A 23,163-nucleotide genomic window follows, 5' to 3' on the forward strand; every position below is an offset into this window, starting at 1 on the left:
TTATATGGTATATTGGTTTTCAGTTTGAATTTCAACACCTCTTTTGAACACCTGAGCCAATACATAAACCAGAGCTGACCACAATAGATAAGATCCATCGAGGTATTCAGCGCTTATTCCTATGGCGTTTTCCAGAGCTTTTAAGTAAGCATTGTGTAAGATAGACAATGCCCAAATAACCAAGATGGAAAAGCAAATTTTCTCCATTAAGCGGACAGTTGAATTATTAAATGGATTTGTTAAATTGAAACCTTTCAACAAATCAGTCATCAATAAAGCAACATAAGCTTGAGCAATAATCAAAACAACTTTATTGAATACAATGAAAGAATAGTGGATTGAGCTGTAGGCTTTATACATGGATAGGTCTAAGTCGAAATACATTTTCTCTGCTGCTATGTCGTTAAACCAACTGATTATATATGTGGTTAGAATAGCACCTGCCTTGATGAGTAATGCAATAAATACAAACCAAGCTAAAAAATGCATAATACTGAGAATTGTTTGTGTTTTCATTTTGTTTCTCTTAAAAATTGCTGATTATAGATATAAATTTATTGAAAAACAATAAATAAAATATGAAAAACAGAAATAATTTTTGGTAAAAAAATAATAGAGAATAACAAATAACACAAATTGGGATGGAATAAACTTAGCGGTAACAAACATGCACGCTTTTACAAATACTGAGAAATTCCTTCAATAAACTTCTTCTCATTGAACAATTCAGCTCGGCCTTCGCATGCTTTTTGCATTTTTATGGCGGTATTGATGTCGAGTTTATTGACACAGTCAATCAGGCTCTCAACAATATTTTCTTCATCAATGTAAAGCCCGTTTTCACCGTTAACGATGGTTTCGGTAGGTCCGCCGATTCCGCTGCAAATGACGGGTTTGCCGGCTGCCATGGATTCGACCGGAGATATACCAAAGTCTTCATCTTCAGGAATGTAGATTGTTGCAATCGAGTTAGCAATGATGCGTTTGAGCTTATTGTCCGAAATGGGTCCGGTGAAGCGAATATTACTATAACCTTTTGCCAGTTGTCTGAGTTTATTTTCTTCAGCTCCGCTGGAACATATAACCAGTTTTTTCTTTGGCATTTGTTTGAATGCTTCAATGATTTTATCTATGCGTTTCAGACTGTCCAATCTTCCTGTTGACAGGTAATAATCCTGAGGTGTGGAAAAATAAAACTTTTCGGTATCGCATGGAGGATGCACAACAATTGAGTCTTTGTTGAGATATTTTTGAATGCGTTGTTGTACAAATTTAGAATTGGCAAAAATCACATCCATCTGGTTCACTGCTTGTTCATATCTTGGTTTTAACCATTTTATGAGCAAATTCAAAGCGATTCTATGAGATAACGGAAACTGCTTTTGATAATAATCGAATTTGTCATATATAAATCGTGGCGGAGTGTGACAATAAAATAAATTCTTTCCGTTTGGGTGATTCTTCACCGCTAAAGGGGCGGTGACACCACTATAAATCGCATTTTGATAATTTTTTAAAAATTGTGTTTTGTTCTGAAACAAACGTGCCAGAAAGATGGAACGAATTCCGGGTAAGTTATTGTTAAGGTTTAAGTTATATTGAATCAAGTCAGGATGGAGTATATCCAGGGGAAAGCTGTTGTTGGAATGTTTGCCGTAACATAAGTCAGCCTGAATCGCATTGGTCAAAGTAATGACAAGCCTCTCTCCACCTCCTTTAATATCAAACATATCGTGCAGGACGATAGATTTTTGATTGATTTGAGTTGGAGCTGGATTTTTCAATTAATTAACCGTCCTCGAAGCACAAGTTTGCAGTTTAGCGGTGCATTGTATAAAATTATGACTCGTTGTCAAATCTGTAAAATATGAATTCGTTAATAGTTATTCCTGCTTTCAATGAAGAAACCAGTATTGGTGCGGTTATTGAACAGTTAAAACAGGATGGATTCAACGATATTCTTGTGGTTAATGATTGCTCGACCGATACAACAGCTCAAATTGTTAATCGTCTTGGAGCCGGACTGATTACTTTGCCGATTCAGCTTGGAGCATGGGGCGCGACTCAAACCGGAATTAAATACGCTTTAAGAAATGGTTATGATAGTGTGATAACAATGGACGCCGATGGTCAACACATGAGCGAAGGAATTAACAGGTTGATAGATACCCTTCAATCGGATCAATCCAATGTGGTTATTGGCACATATACCAAAAGATTGAGTAAGGCAAAACGAATTGCCTGGAGATTTTTTAAACTTCTGACAAATCTTAAAATTGAAGATTTAACCTCCGGTTATAGAATTTATGACCGAAAAGCAATGAAAGTTCTGTCTTCATCAGCAGCGACGATTTTGGATTATCAGGATGTTGGCGTTCTGTTATTGTTGCATAAGTCGGGAATGGTGATTACTGAAGTTGAAGTTCCCATGACTGAACGAAAGAACGGAAAATCCAAAATATTTTATTCATGGTGGATGGTTTTCAGATACATGATACAAACTACAATGCTTTGCATTGCCAAAACAGGCACGGTTCGATTGAGAAGCCTGAGAAAATAATATGAATTTCACAACTGCAAATATTACAACACTGATTATTGGTGCAGCATTGGCTTTGACTATATTTTATATGGTTAGAAAAAATCATCTGCACGGTCCTTTTGCAATCTGGTGGTTGAGTGTAGCCAGTCTTGCGATGATTCTTGCAATTTTCCCATCTATTGTAGATCGAGTTGCACAATTTGCAGGAATAAATTATCCACCAACTTTATTGCTGGTGTTAGCGGTATCCATTATTTTGCTAAAAATGCTCGGACTGGATTTACAAAGAACCATGCAGGAAAAGAAGATTCGTCGCCTTACACAAAAAATTGCTATTCTTGAAAAAGCTCTGAAAGATAAAAAATTAATCGACAAGGATTCATGAAAATTCTGCACATTGGTAAATACTATCCGCCTTTTCACGGAGGAATGGAAGTTTACCTGAGGGATTTGGCAGAACAACAAGCGAAAAGTCATGATGTAACCGTTCTGGCTCATAATCATCAATTTTCGAAACTGTTTTCAAATACAACTGAAGAAACTATTAATTCAGTTAAGGTGATGCGTAATAAAACACTCAAACCAATTCTTTTCGCTCCAATCATGTTTGGTATGAAAAGAACCGTTGAAAATATTATTGAGCAACATCAAATTGATGCGATACATATTTCCTGGCCGAACCCTTCGGCATTATTTTTGTTATTGAGCCGAAAAGCAAAATCAATTCCGTGGGTGATTCAATGGCAGTCAGATATGGTTACAGCAAAATCTTCAATTTTATTGAAACTGGCTTATTTCTTTTTTAAGCCATTAGAGAAAATGTTGCTTAAACAGTCTAGTAAAGTGATTGCAAGCACGCAGGAATATTTTAATTATTCGTCGGCATTAAAAAAATTCCCCGAAAAATGTGTTTTCATACCTCTAGGGCTTAAATTGAATCTACCAGAAATCAAGCAGGCTCATCTGAACTGGGCAAATACCCTTTGGGCTAATGCAAGTTATAAAATCTATCATATTGGTCGTTTAACCTTTTATAAAAACCAAAAGTTATTATTGGAAGCTGCTAAACTTCTTCCCGAGGCTAAATTTATCATCACAGGAAGCGGACAACTAGAAAAAAAGTTGCAAAAAATTATTAAAGAAAACAACTTATCAAATGTCGAATTAACAGGGAATTTAAGTAATCAACAGCTCAATGCTTTGTTGAAAACTTGTGATGCTTTCTGCCTGCCATCCAATGACCGTGCGGAATCCTACGGAATGGTTTTGCTTGAAGCACTTGCTATGAATAAAAGAATTCTGGTGAGCGATTTGCCCGGATCAGGTATGAAATGGATTGCTTCTCAAACTGAATTGGGCGAAACCTTTGATTGTAATAATGCCAATGATTTGGTAGAGAAAATTAAGGGTTCGTCTGTCAATGTTGAGTTGGACAGAGATAAATTTCACAAAACTTTCAGTATCGAAAGCTGTGCTAAAGAAATTGATGAAGTTTATCTGGAATTGTTCAAAAACTAAGTCTGTTCCCTTTTTAGAAATGAAAAAAGAAGGTGTTGCATTCAAATTTACTCTTCTTGTTGTTTTTTATGATATTCTTCATCATAGGGAAATTTGACATGTCCAAGCCGGATTAAAAATACTGCTAGAGCTAATACTAATAAAGTGACCCCAACTCCTAGCATCTCCCATGAATGAACTTCATTTGAACCTAGTATAATATGCCGAGCAAGTGCAACAATAGCTATGTAAACCGGAAAACGAACCGGCAACATATTTTTCTCGTAGTATATGCCAACCATTGTAATCACCTCTAAATAAATAAATAGCAGAAGCAAATCACCTAGTTGTACTTTACCTTGTTTATAAATAACATAGACTTCCTGTCCAATTGCTATTACTGTTGCGATAGCAACAATTAATAAACCACAAACTTCAATTATTGTTAAAAATTTTTTAAAAGGGTGACTGTCTTTAACTCGCATAATGTAATGTTTCATAAGTTATTTAATGTTTATTTTGGTGTCCACAACTCTATCTTAACACCGGCAGGGTCTATAAACCAGCCAAAAACGCCGTACTCTTCATCAACAACATCGTCAATGACTTCTGCTCCACCTTGTTTGACTTGTTCCAAGGCTTGTTTGACATCATCGACGATTAGATTAATCATAAATCCACGGTTTGATGGTTTGAGATAGTCGGTATCCGCTTTAAAAGGACTCCAAACACCATAGGCTTTTTCAGGAAGCTCCGTTGGGTTAAATGTTGTGCAGCCGTATTCATCCAGATTGAAACCAAGGTATTTGTTATACCATTGTTTGAGTTCTTCCGGGTTTTCACATTTAAAGAAAACACCACCAATACCTCGAACCTTAATCATTATTTCACCTCAATTTTTGCGAACTTTCTCTTACCAACCTGAAAAACAGCCTGAGTTCCGGATTGAATTTGTTGTTTGGAATCAGTAACTTTTTCACCGTTTATACTCACAGCATTTTGTTTAATCATACGCATTGCATCGGATGTACTGGCACATAATCCAGCCTCTTTCAATAACAGTGGTAAGCCAATTTCACCATTCTCTGCTGTAATTTCTAATTCAGGAATATCGTCAGGAATAGCTCCTTTTTGGAATTGATTTTTAAAGGCTTGCAATGCCTCCTGAGCGGATTGATTGCCATGAAATCGTTCAACAATTTCAACACCGAGAATAAACTTAATATCTCTTGGATTTCTTCCGTCCTGCATTTCCTGCTTCATTTTCTCAATTTCAGCATTGGATTTAAAGCTCAGTAAATCAAAATAACGCCACATCAGTTCGTCAGAAATTGACATGATTTTACCGAACATATCACTTGGTGCGTCTTCAATACCGATATAATTCCCCAGAGACTTGGACATTTTTTGCACGCCATCCAATCCCTCAAGCAATGGCATAGTTATCACAACTTGTTGCTCTTGTCCGAACTGAGATTGCAAACTTCTGCCCATCAACAGATTAAAGGTTTGGTCTGTGCCACCTAATTCCACATCCGCTTTCATGGCAACAGAGTCATAGCCCTGAACTCACGGATACATAAATTCATGAATTGCAATGGGCTGTTGGCTGCCGAATCTTTTAGAAAAATCATCACGTTCCAGCATTCTGGCGACGGTATAACGTGATGCCAAGTCAATCATTCCGGCAGAGCCCAGTTTGGTCATCCATTCAGAATTAAAAGCGACTTTGGTTTTTTCTTTATCAAGGATTTTAAAGATTTGTTCTTTATACGTTTGTGCGTTTTCGTTGACTTCTTCTCTGGTGAGAATTTTGCGAGTGACGTTTTTACCCGTTGGGTCGCCAATCATTCCGGTGAAATCACCTATCAAAAATGTCACATCATGTCCCAATTGTTGAAATTGAGCCATTTTGTTGATTAAAACTGTATGTCCTAAATGCAGGTCAGGAGCTGTTGGATCAAATCCAGCTTTAACGTGTAAAGGTTTGCCTTTTTTTAATTTTTTTTCCAGTTCTTCGAGTTTGATGACGTCTTCGGTACCACGAGTTAACAAATCCAGAGAGTCTTGTAGTGACATTTGTTTTCCTTTCTTTGAAAAAATAAAGTGAGGTATTTTACCTGAATTTCCCGCTTAATAACAATCTAGCTCAATAATTCATTGACGAATTATCCCAACTGCTATATCTTTAACAACGATTCAAAGAAAAAGCGTGCAAGTATTTGAAAAAGAAACATAAGCAGGCAGTTTTTATCGACAGAAACCGCAAAAGTCTCGGTCTTACCAATTCAGTAAATTCATTCGCAAACCAGGCTTTCAAGAAAATCAGTAGTGTTAAAAAAGCTCCGATTATCACAATTTTGGTTTTTGGAAGTTTGTTAGTTTTATTTGCTTTCAGCATTGATTCAACGGATAAAATCAGCAGACATAAAGAGTTCAAACTCGATATTCCCAGCAATCCTTTGATAAGTTTGACAGATCAAACTCTTGTTGACGAGATCAAATGGAAAAATATTGAGGTTCAAAAAGGACAATCTTTATCCAATATTTTTGATAGTTTAAATCTCAGTCAGTCGTTATTGTACAAAATCATCCATTTTGATAAATCGACCAAACATTTAACAAAAATATATCCCGGAGCGGTTATTAGCTTTGATATTTCCGATCAGGGTGAATTTAAAAAGCTGAAATACAATATCTCTGAGCAACAAGAGTTAATTGTGAGCCTTGAAGATAGTGAAATTTCGACGTCAACAATCGAACACGATGTTGAAATTCAGGTGCAAACATCCAATGGCGTGATTACCAATTCGTTATTTAATGCTGGCAAAAATGCCGGATTGACCGATTCAATGGTCATGAAACTGGCGAATATATTTGCTTGGGATATTGATTTTGTACTGGATATCAGGGAAGGCGATAGTTTTAGTTTGATCTATGAAAAAATTTATCAAGATGGTGAGTTTTTGAGAGATGGCAAAATCATTGCAGCATCATTTAGCAATCAGGGTGATGTTTATAAAGCGGTTGCTTTTGATGATGGCGAAGGTTATAGCTATTACAACCCAGAAGGCCGGAATATGAAGAAAGCCTTCTTGCGAGCACCTTTAAACTTTTCATATATCAGCTCTAATTTCAACCCGAAACGCTTTCATCCGGTTCAAAAAAGAGTAAAACCGCATCGAGGAATTGATTATGCAGCTCCGGTTGGAACACCGGTATATGCAGCCGGTGATGGTTCGGTTATTCGTTCTTCTTATGATAAATTCAATGGCAACCATGTGTTTATCCAACATCCGAATGGCATAACGACAAAATATTTACATTTTACAAAGCGAAATGTCAAACAAGGTCAGAGAGTCAAGCAAGGTCAGGTAATTGGAACAGTCGGAGCAACCGGCTTGGTCAGTGGTGCTCATTTGCATTATGAATTTGTACTCAACGGCGTTCACCGAAATCCGAGAACTGTTGAATTACCCAAAGCCAGCCCGTTGGCGAAAAATAAAATGCCTGAATATCTGAAATTTGCGACTCCTTTATTTTCGCAACTTGAAAGTCTGGATGTGGGTCAGATTGCTCTACAGGATAAAAAAGCCACAAAAAAAGAATCTTGAAATATTTCATCGGTTTACTTTCCGGAACAAGCGTTGACAGTATTGATGCTGCTTTAGTTGGTATTGGTGAAAACAAAATCCAGCTTGTTGAAACTCACAGCCATGATTTTTCGAGTGGTTTGCGACATCAATTACAACAACTGATAAAAAATCAGTCAATAACACTTGTGGAACTTTCTCAAATTGATTCACAACTGGCTCATGAATTTTCTGATGCAGTGATTCACTTACTAAAAAAAACTCAATTTGAAGCGAAACAAATTACTGCAATTGGTTCACATGGACAGACTATTTTTCATGAGCCGAATGGTGAATACAAAAACACGATTCAAATTGGCTCACCTCATCAGATTGCGGCTCGTTGCGGAATTGATGTTGTCAGTAACTTCCGAAATTTGGATATGGCTTATAAAGGGCAGGGCGCACCTTTAGCTCCGGTGATTCATCAGAAATTATTTCATAGTGAGACAAAGAATTATGCCATTTTAAATTTAGGCGGTATTGCCAATATTAGTTTTATTGGTAAGAATTATCCGCAACCCTCAGGTTATGATACCGGTCCTGCAAATTGCTTGCTGGATGAATGGATTTTAAAAAACAAGGGTGAAAAATATGATGCCAATGGACAGTGGGCACAAACCGGCGAACTTGATAAAAATCTTTTAAATCAATTGATTGGTGATAGATACTTTAATTTGCAAGCTCCTAAAAGCACCGGGCGTGAATATTTTAATTTAACCTGGTTATCCGGTTTTGAGAACTCCTTATGGAAATGTCCGGCAGCAAATGTTCAGAATACTTTGACACATTTGTCAGCTTTGTCAATCAGTAATGAAATCAAAAAAAGCCGTTTTCCTGTCGATGAGGTTGTAGTTATGGGCGGCGGAAGCAAAAACAAATTTCTATTGGAATTGTTAGGTATGTATAGTCAGTTACCGGTTCATTTGTCTGAAGATTTCGGTTTTGATGGTGATTGGATTGAGTCCATACTATTTGCCTATCTTGCCTATCTCCGCGTCAATCAAATCAAACTCGATTTATCTGCTATTACCGGAAGTCAAAATAGGATTCTATATGGCGATTTGATTCGTTGTTGAAATGCCTGAAATAATCCATTCGAAAATAAATTTTCACGCTCTGGCTCAATCTTTACACGATTGGTACTTACTCAAAAAAAGACAACTTCCGTGGCGAGATAATCGTTCAGCTTACCGAATTTGGATTTCAGAAATTATGCTGCAGCAAACCACGGTTCAGGCAGTGATTCCCTATTTTGAAAGATTCATCAAACAATTTCCAGATTTACAAACCTTGGCGAATAGTGATATTGAGGAAGTTTTGCAACTATGGAGTGGACTGGGATATTATTCTCGAGCCAGAAATTTACACAAAGCAGCGCAGTTGTTTGTTGAAAATGGTGGTATTCCAGACTCATATCAAGAACTCCTCAAGTATCCCGGTTTGGGAGACTATACTTCCAGAGCGATTTCATCCATTGCTTTCGATGAAAAAGTCGGTGTGCTTGATGGAAATGTCATACGGATTCTAACGAGATTGTTGAATTACAAGCAAAAATGGTGGAAGACCGAACACAAAAAATACCTGCAAGGTATTGCAGATAGTCTTAATCAGTTTGAATTTCCAAGCTCTGAGGTCAATCAGGCATTGATGGAACTAGGCGCGATGGTTTGTTTGCCACAATCACCACTTTGTAATCAATGTCCTTGGTCAGATAACTGCTTGGCACAAAGTCAAAAATCAATAAGTGAAGTTCCACTCAAACGGAAAAAAACTCCAAGCCAAATTTGGTACTGGCAACCAGAAATTTACTCTCGGAAGAATCAAGTTTTACTTGAGAAAAATACCAAATTGCCATTCCTTAAGAACCAGTGGCTGCTTCCCGGAAAATGTTCCAAACATGAAGAAAAACCGAAAGATTACACTTTTAAGCACTTCATTACTCGTTACAGTATTTATGTGAAACCCAAACAGTATCATGGCATCGAAGCTTTGCAGTTAAATAGCAATCAGCAATGGTTTGATATTGATTCAATAAAAAAAGTAAGTCCTAGTTCATTATTACAAAAGTGTTTAACTACTCATAAAAACATTGAGCAGAAAAACTAAATATCATTTTTGAATGAAATATAGTTAATAATATCAGATTAATGCTTTATTCAAATTATTAAGATTGTTTGAAACAGGTTATAATACGGTTAGAATTTGTAAAATGTTGATGCTAAAATCAATTTAACTTTATTGGGGAATTTAATTATGAAAAACAAGTTTATATCATTTATGTTGCTGTTGGCTTCTAATAATATATTTGCAAATCCAACAGCTCAGGAAATTGAAGATGAAATAACGGGCTTTTCATCAGAGCCGCAAACAACTCCAACACCGGACAGCAACAGTCGTTTGATTGCAATGGGAACTCTCGTCGATTCTGGTTTATTGCTTATTCCTGAATCCACAAATGATAGGGTTATGGCTTTTGATCCTATGACCGGAAATTTACTGGATGCGGATTTTATTCCATCAGATCCAACAAACTTGTCAACACCAATCCATGCCATTATTTCTTCAGATAGACAATCATTTCTTGTTTCAGATCAAATTGATGATGCAGTGCAGCAATACGATTTAAACGGAAGTTATATGGGGATTTTTGCCCCAGCTGGAGGTGTTGATAATAGTATTTTGGATAATGTGAGAGGAATTGCATTGGATTCGTCAGGAAATCTGCTTGTAACTGTTGGTGGAGGAGCAAATGATGATTCAGTTGCTCAATTCGATACATCTGGAAATTATACTGGTAATTTTGTTGCTAATGCATCTGGTGGTTTGGACTCACCTTTTGACATTTACTTGAGAACCAACTCTCAAGCATTAGTTGGAGGAATAACTAGTGATGCTCTCCACAGTTATGACATAAGTGGGAATTATTTGTCTGATTTTAGTCCTATAAATACTTTTCCTGAGCAGATATTTGAAACCAATTCAGGTAACATTCTGGTTGCAAATTTTTCAGGCACAGAAGAAGGAGTAGTAGAATATGATTCGGCAGGAAATCAAATTGGAATCTATGACCCCGCGAGTTTGGGTGGTTACCGAGGAGTTTATGAGTTACCGAATGGCAATATATTAACAACCAATGGATCAGGAGTTCATGAGATCGACAGGCTTGGGAATGTCGTTGAAACCAAAATATCCGGTGTTAGTGCTCGATTTATTGAATATGTTCCACCAGCTCCTGTGGCTGCACCTATACCTGTACCGATGTTATCTTTAAACACATTAATAATGCTTATTTTGGGAGTTGTTGGTATTGTTATTATAAGAAAATCAGTTAAATTCAATTAACGACCTCGTGATTGTACAACACTGAAAATCATTCGTTATAATAGGTTTCTTTAAAGGCAACAGACAGCGTTGCCTTTTTTTTGAATGAAATAAACACAGTAACTTAAGAAATCATGGCTAAAGATTATTTGTTTCACAACCGCAATTCCCCAATCTTGTTTTCAATTCCGCATGATGGCGATGTGATTCCGGATGAAATTGCAAAAAACATGAATGACTCTGCTTTAAAAACTCCTGACAGGGATTTTTATGTGTCTCAAATATTCAATTTTGCCAAGGATTTTGATATTAGTTTGTTGAAAACCAATATTTCCCGTTTTGTGATTGATTTGAACCGCCCGCCGGATAATGCTTCGTTATATCCCGGACAATCCGTTACTGAACTTTGCCCAACCACATTGTTTGATGAAAGTCCAATTTATAAAGCGGAGAAACCTGATGAATCAGAAATTGAGCGAAGAATTAAAACTTACTGGAAACCTTATCATCAGATTATCAAAGACAAGCTGGAAGTGATAAAACAGCAACATGGGTTTGCTATTTTAATCGACTGTCATAGTATTAAATCGGAAGTTCCACGATTTTTTGAGGGAAGGCTGACTGATATTAACATCGGCACCAATAGCGGGAAAAGTTGTGGAGATGAAATTATTCAGCGTTTTATGTCAGTTTTAGAAGCTCAGAATCGTTATTCGCATGTTTTGAATGGTCGTTTTAAAGGTGGTTATATCACACGGCATTACGGAAAACCTGAAGAAAACATTCATGCCATTCAAATTGAATTGTCACAAATCAATTATTTGGATGAAAAACATAATCGCTATGACTATGAAAAGGCTGAAAAATTGAAAACCGTATTGATCAGAGCGATTAACAGTTTATGCTAACTTTCAATAATATAACCTTATCGCGCGGTAAGAAGGAACTATTCAGTGATGTTAGCTTTATCGTCAATCCGAAATCAAAAGTCGGTCTTACCGGTGCAAACGGATGTGGAAAAACCAGTTTAATCAAACTGATACTTGGTGAATTACACGCTGATTCCGGTGAATTTTCAGTCTCTGATAAACTCCTCATTGCTCATGTCGCGCAAGAAATTTCCAATTCCAATCGTTCTGCAATTGAATATGTTATGGACGGCGATAATGAGTTCAGGGAGATTGAGGAACAGATTCAACAAGCTCAGGATTGTAATGATTCTAATAAGTTGGCAGTATTGTATGATTCTATGCAACAAATTGACGGTTACACCGCTAACTCCAGAGCGGCAAAATTGTTAAATGGTTTGGGTTTTTCAACATCAGATGAGCAAAAACCGGTCAATTCATTCTCCGGTGGCTGGAGAATGCGTCTGAACTTGGCACAGGCATTGATGTGCCGGTCGGATATTTTGTTGCTTGATGAGCCAACCAATCACCTGGACTTAGAGGCAATAATTTGGCTTGAAGAGTGGCTGAAACATTATGCAGGAATTATTCTGCTGATTTCTCATGACAGGGATTTTCTCAATGCTGTGTGTTCGCAAATTATTAACATTGAACATGGAAAAGCGACTCTTTATCAGGGAAATTATGACTCATTTGAAAGAATTCGAGCTGAAAAAATGAGTCTGCAACAAGCAATGTTTGAAAGCCAACAAAAGCAAATTAAACACATGCAATCTTATATCGACCGCTTCCGCTACAAAGCCAGTAAAGCGAAACAGGCTCAAAGTCGAGTTAAAGCACTCGAAAAGATGGAATTGATTTCAGCGGCACAGATTGATTCGCCATTCAATTTCAATTTTTCCAATGAAGGGTTTATTCCTCAGCAATTGTTAAAAATCACTGATGCATCAACAGGTTATGCTAAAAAAGAAATTTTAAAAAATATTAATTTGTTAATTCAAAAAGGAGAAAAGATTGGTTTGCTTGGCTTTAACGGAGCGGGAAAATCGACTTTAATCAAACTGATTGCCAAAGAAATAAATATTTTCAATGGTGAAATTGATTATGCCAAAGAATTGCGAATTGGTTATTTTGCACAGCATCAATTGGATCAATTGCACTTCGATTTGAGTCCGATTGAACATTTAAAATTGATTGATAAAAACATTTCAGAACAACAGGCAAGAAACTATTTGGGTGGATTTGCATTTCACAATGACATGGCAACGGATAATGTTCAGCACTTTTCAGGCGGAGAAAAAGCGCGATTAGTGTTGGCTTTATTGGTTTACCAAAAACCAAACTTGCTTTTACTGGATGAACCGACGAACCATTTAGACATACGGATGCGACATGCGATTAGTGTTGCTCTCCAAAGTTATGAAGGTGCGATGATTCTGGTTTCTCATGATAGGTATTTATTATCAACGGTGACAGATAAATTGTTATTAGTTGCGAATGGAGAAGTCCAAACTTTTGACGGTGATTTACAGGACTATTATCGCTGGGCCAATGACACCCGAAAAAATGCTGTTCAAACTGAAGAGGATGTTGAAGGGGAAGTTTATTCTCAAAATAATAAAAAACTACAGAGGCAGCAAGCTGCTGAATTGAGAGAATTACAGAAACCGTTGAGACAGAAACTTCGGAAAATAGAAACAGAATTGGAAAAATTACAAAAGCAAGAGCATCAAAACAATGAAAAACTCATGGATGAAAGTCTCTATGAGCCTCAAAATTCAGCAAAGTTAAAAGAAATTACTATCACTCAGAGCGAGGTTAAGAAACGAATTGTGGAGTTGGAATCTTCATGGTTAGAAATTTCTGAACAATTGGAATAGCTCATTTATTATTTTAATAAAAATTGATAAAACTCAAATAGTTATCAAATAATTGTGATATGATTTAGTGATGAAAAAGCATAAATACTTAGTCGAACCAACATTTCTGCGTAAATCGGACTATTCCTATGTCAATTACAATGGGAGTGATTTAGACTCTATTCTTTCCTTCTCGATAGGTCGAAATAATGGAGATTTAATTTTGCATCAGCAAAGGATTGAGGTTTATGCTCGTGATAATAATCCTGAGCTTTTATTTGGTGCGATTGTTGATTTATTTATTGCCCTGGGTGACAAAGGATTGGATTATAAAAAACGTATCTTGGACAGTTACGGTCATTTATTACCATCAAATAAGACTATGACGTTAACTCGATCTATGAACAGTGTGTTGAAAGATTCAACAGTTATTAAAGATTTGAAAGGCTCATTTCTTAGTTTAGGACTCGTGGGTGCGTTATTGTCATCGGCTCATTTGTCAGAGATTAAATAAAGTGACTAGGTTGAATAGTCGAAAAAATTTGAGGAACAGGTTTTAATTTATGGAATCTAAAAAATATTTAATGCCCACACCCGGCGGTTCATATTATTTCGTTCAGGATAGTGAAAAAACGGAATATAGAGATGTTATCAGACGTTTAGTTAACCATTCTTCTAGTCCCGAACTTTCAGAAACCAACTTACTGGAGATTTTTAATGTGAAAAGTTCTGAGAGTTTGCAAGATAAACTCAAAGAGTTTGAAGGTTTGAAATTAATTCAGGTTGTTGATAATCAATTCCAAGTACCGGTAGGAAATATCGAAGAGGATTTGGTGAATATTATCAAGTTTTTCTCAAAAAACGGAAAGTCTCTACTGTCTGATTCACAAGGTTTTTGTGTGGCAAATAATGGTTTTCCATCTGAAATGAGCGATGAAATTTCTGTTTTGTCGGCTGACATTGCGATGATGCATAAACGCCGTGCACTAGGCATAAATAGCCGTCTGGGGTTGAATTCACAAGCATGGTCAATTGTTGATGCGTCCGGAAACAGTCGTTTGGGTTTCTGGCCTTTGAATATTGAAGATGAAGTTTTTGTACTTGCCGTTGAAGGTGTTCCATCTTTTAATCGCCCTGAATTTGTTGAGTTGGTTTGGATGCTGTATTTGCGATACGGTAAGTAGTATATTTGATGAATCAATAAAAAAACCGAAATCAAAGGATTCCGGTTTTTTTATTACTTTTTTTTATTGAACTTTAGGTAATTAAGGTATCCATTAGGTCAATCATAAATTCGGCATCATCTTGAGATTGTTGTTCCCACTTGTTAAAGCCTAATGATTGCAATGTGCTTTTGCCTTTTTCGCTACTATGCATTTCAGCTAGTAATTCGCGCATATCATCAACTTCCAAATCAGAGTTTTCAAAAAAACTCGGACCAATCAAAAAGTTATGTCTTATGACTGAAATTTGACTGGTTACGATTGGTCTCAATTGGCTTCGCAGAAATTTTGACATATCTTCATAGCCTTCTTTGAGGAAAAAACCGGCATCTTCTTTACCATTGATTAGGTTTTTAGCAACCATGACATAGTTTTGATATTCGGTGACATTAATATTCGCGGGATTCAAGTCAGCGGGTTCCAGCATAATCATACCGATGGTACTGACTTCTGGATCACTTGCTGTGGCAATATTGCAGTTCTCTTTCAAGTCTTCGACTTTGTGATAGCTCGATTCACTATTGACGCAAATAATTGCTTCATCTGATTTATTCACCGGGGCGGCTATCGCAGTAAAGCCTTTATCCCGAATCAACATGGAGGCATCGTAGGGATTAGCATAAATTAAATCAATTTTCCCGGCTTTAATATCCTCTCTTTGTCTTTCAAAAGAATCGTAAAGCTCGAGATGAATAGACTCATTTGTTTGCTTTTGCAACCAAGTGTTGAAAATATACCAACCTGCAATATGATCCGGTGAAAAGTCCGGGCTGACGGTCATTGTGAATTTCATTGTTTCTCCTCCGCCAGTAACTTTTTATATAGTTCTGTGCATTCGTTAATCTTGGTTCTTGAGGGTTTTCTTCTCACTGATGCAAAACCAACTAATTTACCATCCCGAATATTGGGTACGACTACCGCATAAACCCAATAGTATTTGCCATCTTTTCGGAGGTTTTTTACATATCCACTCCATTTCGTTTGCGTGTTTATTGTATCCCACAAACCTTGAAATGCGACTGCCGGCATATCTGGATGTCTGAGTATGTAATGAGGAGCTCCAATCAATTCATCTTCGTTAAAACCGGACATTTCGATAAAGGCCTGGTTACAATGAGTAATAATTCCTTTGGTATCAGTTCTTGATACAATCAGTTTTCCCTCAGGAAAAGGAACTTCCTCATCAACTATTTCACGTTCGGCATTGGTATTGTCATAATATTTCAGTTGTACTTTACTCATGACTAACGCCTCCTAAATCATATCTGATATTTTCTTGGCAGCTCTTTTTACATCCAGAAAAATCAATCCCAGTTTAGCATTACTTTTTGCCATTACTGTTAGTACGGCATCTTCTCCGGCTTTCACCATCAACACATAACCATTATCACCTTTAATCAGTACTTGATCGAGTATTCCTCTCTCCAACTCTTGTGCTGTTCTGTCACCTAATGATAACATTGCAGCACTCATAGCACCAACACGGTCTTCATCAATGCTTGTTGGTAGTTGAGATGCAATAATCAGACCATCAGTTGAAATGATAGCAGAGGCTTCGAGGTCTGTTGAAGAGCTGTTGAGCTCAATTAATATATCGTTGAGCTTTTCTATTCTCATAATTTTCTCCTTATAAAACTGTTGGTGGTTTTGCAATATTCCAGAATGCACAAACCAGTATCGCGTATTCTAATTGATTTCTTGCAAACACTGCTTGATATCAATCAAGGATTCTTAAAGTAATTATAGTAAACTCTGCCAGAAAATACTGATTTTTAAAGGATAATTATATGTTAACCATTAATATTCTTTAAAAACAAGGAGTTCTCCGCATAATGCTGATGAGCCGGTGTTTCATCAAGAACCATTTCAGTCACTTTGTTGAGCATGAAACGAACTTCATCTTTTTGTCTCGTATCAACTTTCACTGTTAGAATCTCATCGTTACATTTGTGTCTGATTTCCTTGGATAATTGAGCCATGTTGTGCTCTTTGATATCGTAATGTGTAAAAGCAACCACTTTCATAGCATCCCGATTTCCGGATTGATCGATGATTTCACGATAATGTAAAAATTCGGCATAAGGAGCGACTGACGATAAATCAACCAAAATGACATAAATATTAGCCTTGTCAACAGTTTGATTTTGAACAAAATCATAGCGTTTTTGTCCGGGTGTACCATAAACTCTCAGTTTGGCTTTTGGTGTATTGTATTCACCAAAGTCAATTCCAATTGTTGTGTTTTGCTTTAATAGTCCAACAGTATCCGTCGCTTTGACTTCACTGGTAAGGATGTTATTATCGCAAGCAGAGCTGATGGCTGTTGTTTTTCCTGAACCCGGACGACCCAGAAACACGACTTTGAGTGTTTTCAATGCATCAGGGTTTCTCAATTCCATAATTTTTGTAGCAACATTTTGGCTTCTTGCAGGTGTCTTTTTAATTGTTTGAGAGGCTGAAGATTTGATTTCCTTTATGCTGTGCATAAATTTTGAAAAAGCATTCTTTAAGCTAAAGCCCATTTTGAAGTTGACACCTTTGCTATCCTTAAGTACCTTTGACTCTGAGATTGCGTTTAAAACTCCTAGAATTTTGGAGCTGTTTATTGGGTAACTGATTCTGTAAGTTAAAATTTCGCCTCCAATTCTTTCAATCAAATCGCTTGGATTCTTGCTAAGAATAACTTTGGCTTTAGTTCTATCATCAATATCTGCATTCGCTTCCTCATTCTCCCGAAGAAATATGACATCAGATTGATTATTGATACGATTGACAGACCAGTTGTCTTGCAGTCTTGATTTTAATAAATGACAATATGACGCTATAACGCCAACCAGGCTTTCATCCAGTTGAAGTAGAGATAGTGTTTTGTTAGCTTTTGACACGACATCACCCCCAGTAAAATTCGTGTGAACCAAAAAATTGGCTTGTAAATATTCTTAAGTGGTATATATTTCTAATCTAAATGATTTTCATTAAGTTTATTGTATGTAACAAACAAGTTTTATTCAAAGAACTTGATATGGTTCACATAATAATTGTTTTAATCATCAGGAAACTGAGATGAAATTCACATTTATTTAACTATGTAACGAAATTTGTCACAATTTGTAACAATTAGGCTCTTGACTTTTGATAAAGTTCAAATTTCCCTACAAATTCAATTTGTTCATCTGTCTGAATGTACTTGTGATTGATAGAACGAATCTTCTCTATGGCTTTAATTGCAGAGATTTTGTTAAGAAATATTAAGTTACATGCCAGCATAATTCCGGTTCTGCCCATTCCGGCTTTACAGTGATAAATAACGCTCTTTCCTTCGTCGAAATATTTTTGCATAAGTGATAGAAACTCAAAGGTTTTATCAATTTCTGGAACTCCCATATCTTTGATAGGGAAGTGAACCCCTTCAATCTGAAACTTTCCTAATTCATGCGGATCAATCGGCTTTTGTTGCAGGCTGACAAGGCAGTCAACCCCCAGTTGTTGCATAATTTTTAAATCATCTTCAAGTTCAGTCATTAAGCCGGGTTTTTGCATGCCTCCGAGTTGATTGGGTAATATCCAGTAAAACTCACAAATACTCGAAAATCGGCGCAATATGCTCAGTTGGTTTTCTTTTTTTACAATATCGTTCAGAGGGTTCGAGTACCATGCACTTCCACTTTGCAGAAATTCTTTTCCAAGTTCTGTTTGGGGTTGTTTAAAAAATTGATTCGTTTCAGTATGTTCATGCAACACTCCGCCACTTACTAAGGCAATGGAGTCACTGATTTCTTTTGCCTCTTCTTTGTTATGAGTGATTAAAAGCACGGTTGTGATTTCTTTGAGTTTTTTGATAACTCCGATAATAATTTCTTCATCCTTGAGCGATGTATTTGCCAGAACCTCATCAAGTAACAATAATTTGGGTTTGCTCGCAACCGCTTTGGCAATCAATAGCATTTTGTGTATTCCCATGCTTTGTTTAATTGCCGGCTTATCAAGTATATCCTCAAACAATTCCCAGATTCCAAGTCGTTGGAAAACTTCACGGGCGAAGTTTTTTTGTGCAGCGTCACTTTCAAGTTTAAGAAACTCTAAATCATCAGTGAAGTTTTCCAGAACTGTGCCGGTAAATAATCGAGCTTTTTGAAGCACATGACCGATTTGCTTTTCTGATAAGGATTTGTCAAGTCGTTCTCCTTCAAGATAAAACTTGCCTTTCTCCCAGTAAGATAGAGAAGGTGATTCCCTTAGTATCGCATTGATTAAAGAGCTTTTGCCGGTACCTGAAGGACCAAGAAGAGCCGTAACGCTGTTGTGTGTGAGATTGAGTTCATCAATCCTTAACATTTCTTCGTTTCCGTAGCCCAATTGAAGGTTTTTGATTTTTAGAAGAGTATCCATTCTGTGGATTATAATTAAAAAAAATGAACAAACTACTCTTTTTTTAGTGAAGTGTTCGACAATATTGACTTTAAGTTGAATTTTTCAACAATAATCACACTCAAAGTCAATAATTACTTAACCTTACAAGGTTTTTCAAGTATCATGCGTCCTCAAATTATTCGGCGGGCATTTTTCAGCTCCGCCAAACTCATAAAAATTAACAGAATGAACGATTATGACAGACTTATCTAAATACAGGAATATAGGAATTTTCGCTCACGTGGATGCCGGTAAAACGACTACAACTGAGCGTATTTTGGCATTAACAGGAAAAATCCACCAAACAGGCGAGACTCATGATGGCTCAGCAACAACTGACTTCATGGATCAAGAACGTGAACGTGGGATCACAATTCAATCGGCAGCAACAAGTTGTATGTGGAATGACCATCGTTTGAATATTATTGACACTCCGGGTCACGTTGACTTTACTGTGGAAGTTTATCGTTCATTGAAAGTACTTGACGGTGGTGTTGGTGTATTCTGTGGTTCCGGTGGTGTTGAGCCTCAATCAGAAACCAACTGGCGTTATGCAAATGATTCAGAAGTCTCTCGTATCATTTTCGTTAACAAACTGGATCGTATCGGTGCCGATTTCTATCGTGTAGTTGATCAGGTAGAGAATGTTCTTGGTGCTCATCCTTTGGTTATGGTACTTCCAATTGGAATAGAAGACGAGTTTGTGGGTGTTGTTGACCTGTTAACTCGCAAAGCATGGTATTGGGAAGATTCAGGTTCTTTGAATTATGTAATCAAGGATGTACCTGCTGATATGGCTGATAAAGTTGAAGAATATCGTGAAAAATTGATTGAAACAGCTTTGGAACAAGATGATGAAGCTTTGGAATCCTATCTTGAAGGTGAAGAGCCTAGCATGGAAAAAATCAAAGAGTGTATCCGTAAAGGTACAGGTACAATGGATTTCTTCCCGACTTATTGTGGTTCTGCTTTTAAAGATAAAGGTGTTCAGTTGGTACTGGACGCGGTTGTTGACTATTTGCCTGATCCTACAGAAGTTAAACCTCAACCTGAAGTTGACCTCGAAGGTAATGAAACCGGTAAATTTGCAATCGTTGATCCTGATAAACCATTAAGAGCATTGGCGTTCAAAATCATGGAAGACCGTTTCGGTGCATTGACATTTATCCGTATTTACTCAGGTAGAATGGAAAAAGGTATGCAAGTTCTTAATACATTCACAGGTAAAACTGAAAGAATCGGACGTATCGTGGAAATGCATGCTGATGAAAGGATAGAACTTGAAGCAGCTCAAGCTGGTGATATTGTTGCAGTTTTAGGTATGAAAAACGTACAGACAGGTCACACGCTTTGTGATCCTAAAGATGCGGCGACACTAGAACCAATGGTATTCCCTGATCCGGTTATCTCTATGGCAGTTAGTCCTAAAGACAAAGCAGCTTCTGAAAAATTATCAGTTGCAATCGGTAAAATGATTAAAGAAGACCCATCTTTCCAAGTTGAAACGGACGAAGATTCCGGTGAAACAATTCTGAAAGGAATGGGTGAGTTGCACTTGGATATTAAGATTGATATCTTAAAACGTACTTATGGCGTTGACGTTCAAGTGGGAGCTCCTCAGGTGGCCTATCGTGAAGCGATTACTCAGCCGATTGAAGATTCTTATACTCATAAGAAACAATCTGGTGGTGCGGGTCAATTTGGTAAAATTGATTACCGTATTGAGCCGGGCGAATTGGGTTCAGGTTATGTATTTGAATCTGTTGTGGTTGGTGGTAATGTTCCTAAAGAGTATTTTCCAGCGATTGAACATGGTTTTAAATCACTGATGTCTGAAGGTGTATTGGCGGGCTACCCTTGTACTGATTTGAAATTCACATTGATGGATGGAGCTTATCACGCGGTTGACTCGTCTTCAATGGCGTTTGAAGCGGCAGCAAAAGGTGCATATCGTCAATCTATGCCAAAAGCGGCTCCACAATTGATGGAACCAATTATGGCTGTGGATGTATTTACGCCGGACGATCACGTTGGTGATGTGATTGGTGATTTGAATCGTCGTCGCGGTATGATTAAATCTCAAGAACCTTCAACAACAGCTGTAAGAATTAAAGCGGATGTTCCATTATCAGAAATGTTTGGATACATTGGCACATTGAGAACTATGACTTCAGGTCGTGGACAATTCTCAATGGAGTTTTCTCATTATAACTCTTGTCCTGCGAATGTTGCGGAAGCAGTTATTGCAGCAGCGAAGGCGAGAAAAGAAGCTAAGAATAAGTAAATTCATTAAATTAGTTGTCAATAAAAGGCGTTAGCGAAAGTTAACGCCTTTTTTATTGCAAATAAGTTAGATAAAATATTGATTATGTTTTCTAAGTTACAAAAATTTTCAGAACAGCTGAACACCAACCGATTGTTTGAAACTTTCGTCATTGCTGTCATTATTTTCTCGGCCTTGGTTGTGGGTATGAAAACCTATGACATTCCTTCGAGTTTGTTTGGAATTGTTGAAATATTGGATTGGACAATTACCATTATATTTCTTTTTGAAATCATCATCCGCTTCATTGCAGAACCAAATAAATCTCAATTTTTCAAGAATGGCTGGAATATTTTTGACACTCTAATAGTTGTTATTAGTTTGATTCCTGCAGAAAGTACCGACATGGCATTTCTAGGACGCTTGATTCGAATTTTCAGAGTTTTAAGAATGGTTTCCATGATTCCTGAGCTACGAATTCTGGTGAATTCATTAGTGAAAGCCTTGCCACAATTGGGCTATGTCATGTTGTTGATGTTTATAATTTTTAACATATATGCAGCAATGGGTAGCACCTTCTTCAGACATATTAACTCTGAACTATGGGGAGATATTCTTATAAGTATGTTGACTCTCTTCCGTGTGATGACTTTTGAGGGTTGGACAGAAGTTATGTATGAAACTATGCAGGTATATGGGTTGAGTTGGATTTATTATCTGTCTTTTATATTCTTTACAGCTTTTGCTTTTTTGAATATGATTATCGGAGTTGTCGTTAATGTTTTGGAAGAAGAGCGTGAAAAAAATAAGGCAGATAAGGCGAAAAGAAGAGGGAAGCGCTACACTTGAAAGTTTATCCAAACAGTTGATAGAAATTCAAAAACAATTGTCAGAATTAAAAAATGAAAAAAGATTCCAGAGTTGGCTAAACAAGCAGTCTTAAGACTAGCAACAATTGATGACACAGATGCAATTCGCAAAGTGCATTATGATGCTTTTGCAGAGAGTGAACAACAACTAGTTGCTAAACTGGCTACAGATTTACTCGATGTCGTAACTAACAAAGACTCATTAACAATTGTCGCAGAACATGAAAATCAAATAGTTGCGCACATTGCATTGAGTCCAGTTAGCATAGAAGGGAGAGAAAATTGGCAAGGTTATATTTTAGCTCCGCTTGGTGTCTTGCCTGAATATCAGAAAAGTGGTTTAGGCTCTGAATTAATTGAAAAAGGCTTATCTATTTTAAAAGAAACTAAAGCAGAGATTATTTTTGTATATGGTGACCCCAAATATTACGGAAGATTCGGATTCAATACCGAAGATGCTGAAAAATTTAGTGCTCCTTTGATTTGGAATATCCTTTCGGATGGCAGGCAATGCCTTTAACTCAGACTGAGACTGAAAAACAACCTGTTAAAATCACATGTGTTCCTGCTTTGATGAATCCTGAGTTGTGGTAATTCTTATTAAAAAAGGGCTCCGGATTTTTCCCGAAGCCCTGA

23 protein-coding genes and 1 pseudogene are annotated in these 23,163 nt (G+C 36.9%); 14 read left to right on the forward strand and 10 right to left on the reverse strand.

Features of this window, described 5'->3' with window-relative positions; genetic code table 11:
• Positions 1-516: a DUF2975 domain-containing protein gene (locus tag R3F25_04155; GenBank protein ID MEZ5496009.1), complete on the reverse strand. Its 516-nt coding sequence runs from the start codon at positions 514-516 to the stop codon at positions 1-3.
• A gap of 161 nt (positions 517-677) precedes the next feature.
• On the reverse strand, positions 678-1,784 hold the full coding sequence (locus R3F25_04160; GenBank protein ID MEZ5496010.1) for a glycosyltransferase: 1,107 nt from the start codon (positions 1,782-1,784) through the stop codon (positions 678-680).
• 83 nt (positions 1,785-1,867) lie between these two features.
• On the opposite strand from R3F25_04160, the gene R3F25_04165 reads away from it, so the two are divergent.
• The 3 genes from R3F25_04165 to R3F25_04175 are packed head-to-tail and all read left to right on the forward strand — an operon-like array spanning position 1,868 to position 4,060.
• Positions 1,868-2,560 carry a glycosyltransferase family 2 protein gene (locus tag R3F25_04165; protein MEZ5496011.1) on the forward strand — a complete coding sequence of 231 codons (693 nt, stop codon included), beginning with the start codon at positions 1,868-1,870 and terminating at the stop codon, positions 2,558-2,560.
• A 1-nt stretch (position 2,561) separates the two neighbouring features.
• Positions 2,562-2,927, forward strand: a complete 366-nt coding sequence (locus R3F25_04170; protein MEZ5496012.1) for a DUF2304 domain-containing protein — start codon at positions 2,562-2,564, stop codon at positions 2,925-2,927.
• Positions 2,924-4,060 carry a glycosyltransferase gene (locus R3F25_04175; GenBank protein MEZ5496013.1) on the forward strand — a complete coding sequence of 379 codons (1,137 nt, stop codon included), beginning with the start codon at positions 2,924-2,926 and terminating at the stop codon, positions 4,058-4,060. Before R3F25_04170 ends, R3F25_04175 begins: the two co-directional genes overlap by 4 nt.
• Positions 4,061-4,107: 47 nt before the next feature.
• Here R3F25_04175 and R3F25_04180 read toward each other — a convergent pair whose 3' ends face one another.
• The 3 genes and pseudogenes from R3F25_04180 to tyrS all read right to left on the reverse strand — a co-directional run bounded on the left by R3F25_04180 (position 4,108) and on the right by tyrS (position 6,118).
• Positions 4,108-4,539 (reverse strand): phosphate-starvation-inducible PsiE family protein, encoded by a 432-nt coding sequence (locus tag R3F25_04180; protein MEZ5496014.1) that lies wholly within the window; start codon positions 4,537-4,539, stop codon positions 4,108-4,110.
• 14 nt (positions 4,540-4,553) lie between these two features.
• Positions 4,554-4,922: a VOC family protein gene (locus R3F25_04185; GenBank protein ID MEZ5496015.1), complete on the reverse strand. Its 369-nt coding sequence runs from the start codon at positions 4,920-4,922 to the stop codon at positions 4,554-4,556.
• Positions 4,922-6,118: pseudogene (tyrS, locus tag R3F25_04190) on the reverse strand (tyrosine--tRNA ligase). Before tyrS ends, R3F25_04185 begins: the two are co-directional and overlap by 1 nt.
• A 143-nt stretch (positions 6,119-6,261) precedes the next feature.
• Between tyrS and R3F25_04195 the strand changes: the two are divergent.
• The 8 genes from R3F25_04195 to R3F25_04230 all read left to right on the forward strand — a co-directional run bounded on the left by R3F25_04195 (position 6,262) and on the right by R3F25_04230 (position 14,946).
• Entirely contained in the window at positions 6,262-7,653 is a 1,392-nt protein-coding gene (locus tag R3F25_04195) for a peptidoglycan DD-metalloendopeptidase family protein (protein MEZ5496016.1), read from the forward strand.
• Positions 7,650-8,750, forward strand: coding sequence for an anhydro-N-acetylmuramic acid kinase (locus tag R3F25_04200; protein MEZ5496017.1), 1,101 nt, complete (start codon positions 7,650-7,652; stop codon positions 8,748-8,750). Before R3F25_04195 ends, R3F25_04200 begins: the two co-directional genes overlap by 4 nt.
• Position 8,751: 1 nt before the next feature.
• The gene (locus R3F25_04205) at positions 8,752-9,780 is read left to right on the forward strand and encodes an A/G-specific adenine glycosylase (GenBank protein MEZ5496018.1); all 1,029 of its coding nucleotides are present in this window, start codon (positions 8,752-8,754) and stop codon (positions 9,778-9,780) included.
• 147 nt (positions 9,781-9,927) lie between these two features.
• Entirely contained in the window at positions 9,928-11,016 is a 1,089-nt protein-coding gene (locus tag R3F25_04210) for a hypothetical protein (GenBank protein ID MEZ5496019.1), read from the forward strand.
• Positions 11,017-11,129: 113 nt separating this feature from the next.
• Positions 11,130-11,903, forward strand: coding sequence for an N-formylglutamate deformylase (gene hutG / locus R3F25_04215; GenBank protein MEZ5496020.1), 774 nt, complete (start codon positions 11,130-11,132; stop codon positions 11,901-11,903).
• A complete protein-coding gene (locus R3F25_04220; GenBank protein MEZ5496021.1) occupies positions 11,897-13,783 on the forward strand; it encodes an ATP-binding cassette domain-containing protein in 1,887 nt (628 codons plus the stop codon). Before hutG ends, R3F25_04220 begins: the two co-directional genes overlap by 7 nt.
• 70 nt (positions 13,784-13,853) lie before the next feature.
• Positions 13,854-14,276 (forward strand): hypothetical protein, encoded by a 423-nt coding sequence (locus R3F25_04225; GenBank protein ID MEZ5496022.1) that lies wholly within the window; start codon positions 13,854-13,856, stop codon positions 14,274-14,276.
• Between the two features lie 49 nt (positions 14,277-14,325).
• The gene (locus R3F25_04230) at positions 14,326-14,946 is read left to right on the forward strand and encodes a hypothetical protein (protein ID MEZ5496023.1); all 621 of its coding nucleotides are present in this window, start codon (positions 14,326-14,328) and stop codon (positions 14,944-14,946) included.
• 73 nt (positions 14,947-15,019) lie between these two features.
• Here R3F25_04230 and R3F25_04235 read toward each other — a convergent pair whose 3' ends face one another.
• The 5 genes from R3F25_04235 to R3F25_04255 all read right to left on the reverse strand — a co-directional run bounded on the left by R3F25_04235 (position 15,020) and on the right by R3F25_04255 (position 19,374).
• Positions 15,020-15,778, reverse strand: coding sequence for a phosphate/phosphite/phosphonate ABC transporter substrate-binding protein (locus R3F25_04235; protein MEZ5496024.1), 759 nt, complete (start codon positions 15,776-15,778; stop codon positions 15,020-15,022).
• The gene (locus tag R3F25_04240) at positions 15,775-16,227 is read right to left on the reverse strand and encodes a PAS domain-containing protein (GenBank protein ID MEZ5496025.1); all 453 of its coding nucleotides are present in this window, start codon (positions 16,225-16,227) and stop codon (positions 15,775-15,777) included. The genes R3F25_04235 and R3F25_04240 overlap by 4 nt, the downstream gene beginning before the upstream one ends.
• Before the next feature lie 12 nt (positions 16,228-16,239).
• Entirely contained in the window at positions 16,240-16,602 is a 363-nt protein-coding gene (locus R3F25_04245; GenBank protein MEZ5496026.1) for a roadblock/LC7 domain-containing protein, read from the reverse strand.
• Between the two features lie 173 nt (positions 16,603-16,775).
• Positions 16,776-17,870, reverse strand: coding sequence for a hypothetical protein (locus tag R3F25_04250; protein MEZ5496027.1), 1,095 nt, complete (start codon positions 17,868-17,870; stop codon positions 16,776-16,778).
• Between the two features lie 232 nt (positions 17,871-18,102).
• Complete coding sequence (locus R3F25_04255) at positions 18,103-19,374, reverse strand: ATP-binding cassette domain-containing protein (GenBank protein ID MEZ5496028.1); 1,272 nt, start codon at positions 19,372-19,374, stop codon at positions 18,103-18,105.
• A 217-nt stretch (positions 19,375-19,591) separates the two neighbouring features.
• Here R3F25_04255 and fusA point away from each other — a divergent pair, with 217 nt between their 5' ends.
• The 3 genes from fusA (at position 19,592) to R3F25_04270 (ending at position 23,047) form a co-directional block, all read left to right on the forward strand.
• Positions 19,592-21,679 (forward strand): elongation factor G, encoded by a 2,088-nt coding sequence (gene fusA, locus R3F25_04260; protein MEZ5496029.1) that lies wholly within the window; start codon positions 19,592-19,594, stop codon positions 21,677-21,679.
• 84 nt (positions 21,680-21,763) lie between these two features.
• Positions 21,764-22,507: an ion transporter gene (locus tag R3F25_04265; GenBank protein MEZ5496030.1), complete on the forward strand. Its 744-nt coding sequence runs from the start codon at positions 21,764-21,766 to the stop codon at positions 22,505-22,507.
• A 72-nt stretch (positions 22,508-22,579) separates the two neighbouring features.
• Positions 22,580-23,047 carry an N-acetyltransferase gene (locus R3F25_04270; protein ID MEZ5496031.1) on the forward strand — a complete coding sequence of 156 codons (468 nt, stop codon included), beginning with the start codon at positions 22,580-22,582 and terminating at the stop codon, positions 23,045-23,047.
• Positions 23,048-23,163: the final 116 nt, after the last annotated feature.

The sequence above is a fragment of the Gammaproteobacteria bacterium genome, assembly GCA_041395445.1.
Classification (GTDB): domain Bacteria; phylum Pseudomonadota; class Gammaproteobacteria; order Xanthomonadales; family Marinicellaceae; genus NORP309.

Excerpts from the sequence above, each read along its gene's own strand:
- R3F25_04210 (MEZ5496019.1), top strand. The coding sequence starts at position 9,928 with ATGAAAAACAAGTTTATATCATTTATGTTGCTGTTGGCTTCTAATAAT.
- R3F25_04220 (MEZ5496021.1), top strand. The coding sequence starts at position 11,897 with ATGCTAACTTTCAATAATATAACCTTATCGCGCGGTAAGAAGGAACTA.
- R3F25_04155 (MEZ5496009.1), bottom strand. The coding sequence starts at position 516 with ATGAAAACACAAACAATTCTCAGTATTATGCATTTTTTAGCTTGGTTT.
- R3F25_04165 (MEZ5496011.1), top strand. The coding sequence starts at position 1,868 with ATGAATTCGTTAATAGTTATTCCTGCTTTCAATGAAGAAACCAGTATT.
- R3F25_04235 (MEZ5496024.1), bottom strand. The coding sequence starts at position 15,778 with ATGAAATTCACAATGACCGTCAGCCCGGACTTTTCACCGGATCATATT.
- R3F25_04175 (MEZ5496013.1), top strand. The coding sequence starts at position 2,924 with ATGAAAATTCTGCACATTGGTAAATACTATCCGCCTTTTCACGGAGGA.
- R3F25_04185 (MEZ5496015.1), bottom strand. The coding sequence starts at position 4,922 with ATGATTAAGGTTCGAGGTATTGGTGGTGTTTTCTTTAAATGTGAAAAC.
- R3F25_04230 (MEZ5496023.1), top strand. The coding sequence starts at position 14,326 with ATGGAATCTAAAAAATATTTAATGCCCACACCCGGCGGTTCATATTAT.
- R3F25_04180 (MEZ5496014.1), bottom strand. The coding sequence starts at position 4,539 with ATGAAACATTACATTATGCGAGTTAAAGACAGTCACCCTTTTAAAAAA.
- R3F25_04265 (MEZ5496030.1), top strand. The coding sequence starts at position 21,764 with ATGTTTTCTAAGTTACAAAAATTTTCAGAACAGCTGAACACCAACCGA.
- R3F25_04205 (MEZ5496018.1), top strand. The coding sequence starts at position 8,752 with ATGCCTGAAATAATCCATTCGAAAATAAATTTTCACGCTCTGGCTCAA.
- R3F25_04225 (MEZ5496022.1), top strand. The coding sequence starts at position 13,854 with ATGAAAAAGCATAAATACTTAGTCGAACCAACATTTCTGCGTAAATCG.
- R3F25_04240 (MEZ5496025.1), bottom strand. The coding sequence starts at position 16,227 with ATGAGTAAAGTACAACTGAAATATTATGACAATACCAATGCCGAACGT.
- R3F25_04170 (MEZ5496012.1), top strand. The coding sequence starts at position 2,562 with ATGAATTTCACAACTGCAAATATTACAACACTGATTATTGGTGCAGCA.
- hutG (MEZ5496020.1), top strand. The coding sequence starts at position 11,130 with ATGGCTAAAGATTATTTGTTTCACAACCGCAATTCCCCAATCTTGTTT.
- R3F25_04245 (MEZ5496026.1), bottom strand. The coding sequence starts at position 16,602 with ATGAGAATAGAAAAGCTCAACGATATATTAATTGAGCTCAACAGCTCT.
- R3F25_04255 (MEZ5496028.1), bottom strand. The coding sequence starts at position 19,374 with ATGGATACTCTTCTAAAAATCAAAAACCTTCAATTGGGCTACGGAAAC.
- fusA (MEZ5496029.1), top strand. The coding sequence starts at position 19,592 with ATGACAGACTTATCTAAATACAGGAATATAGGAATTTTCGCTCACGTG.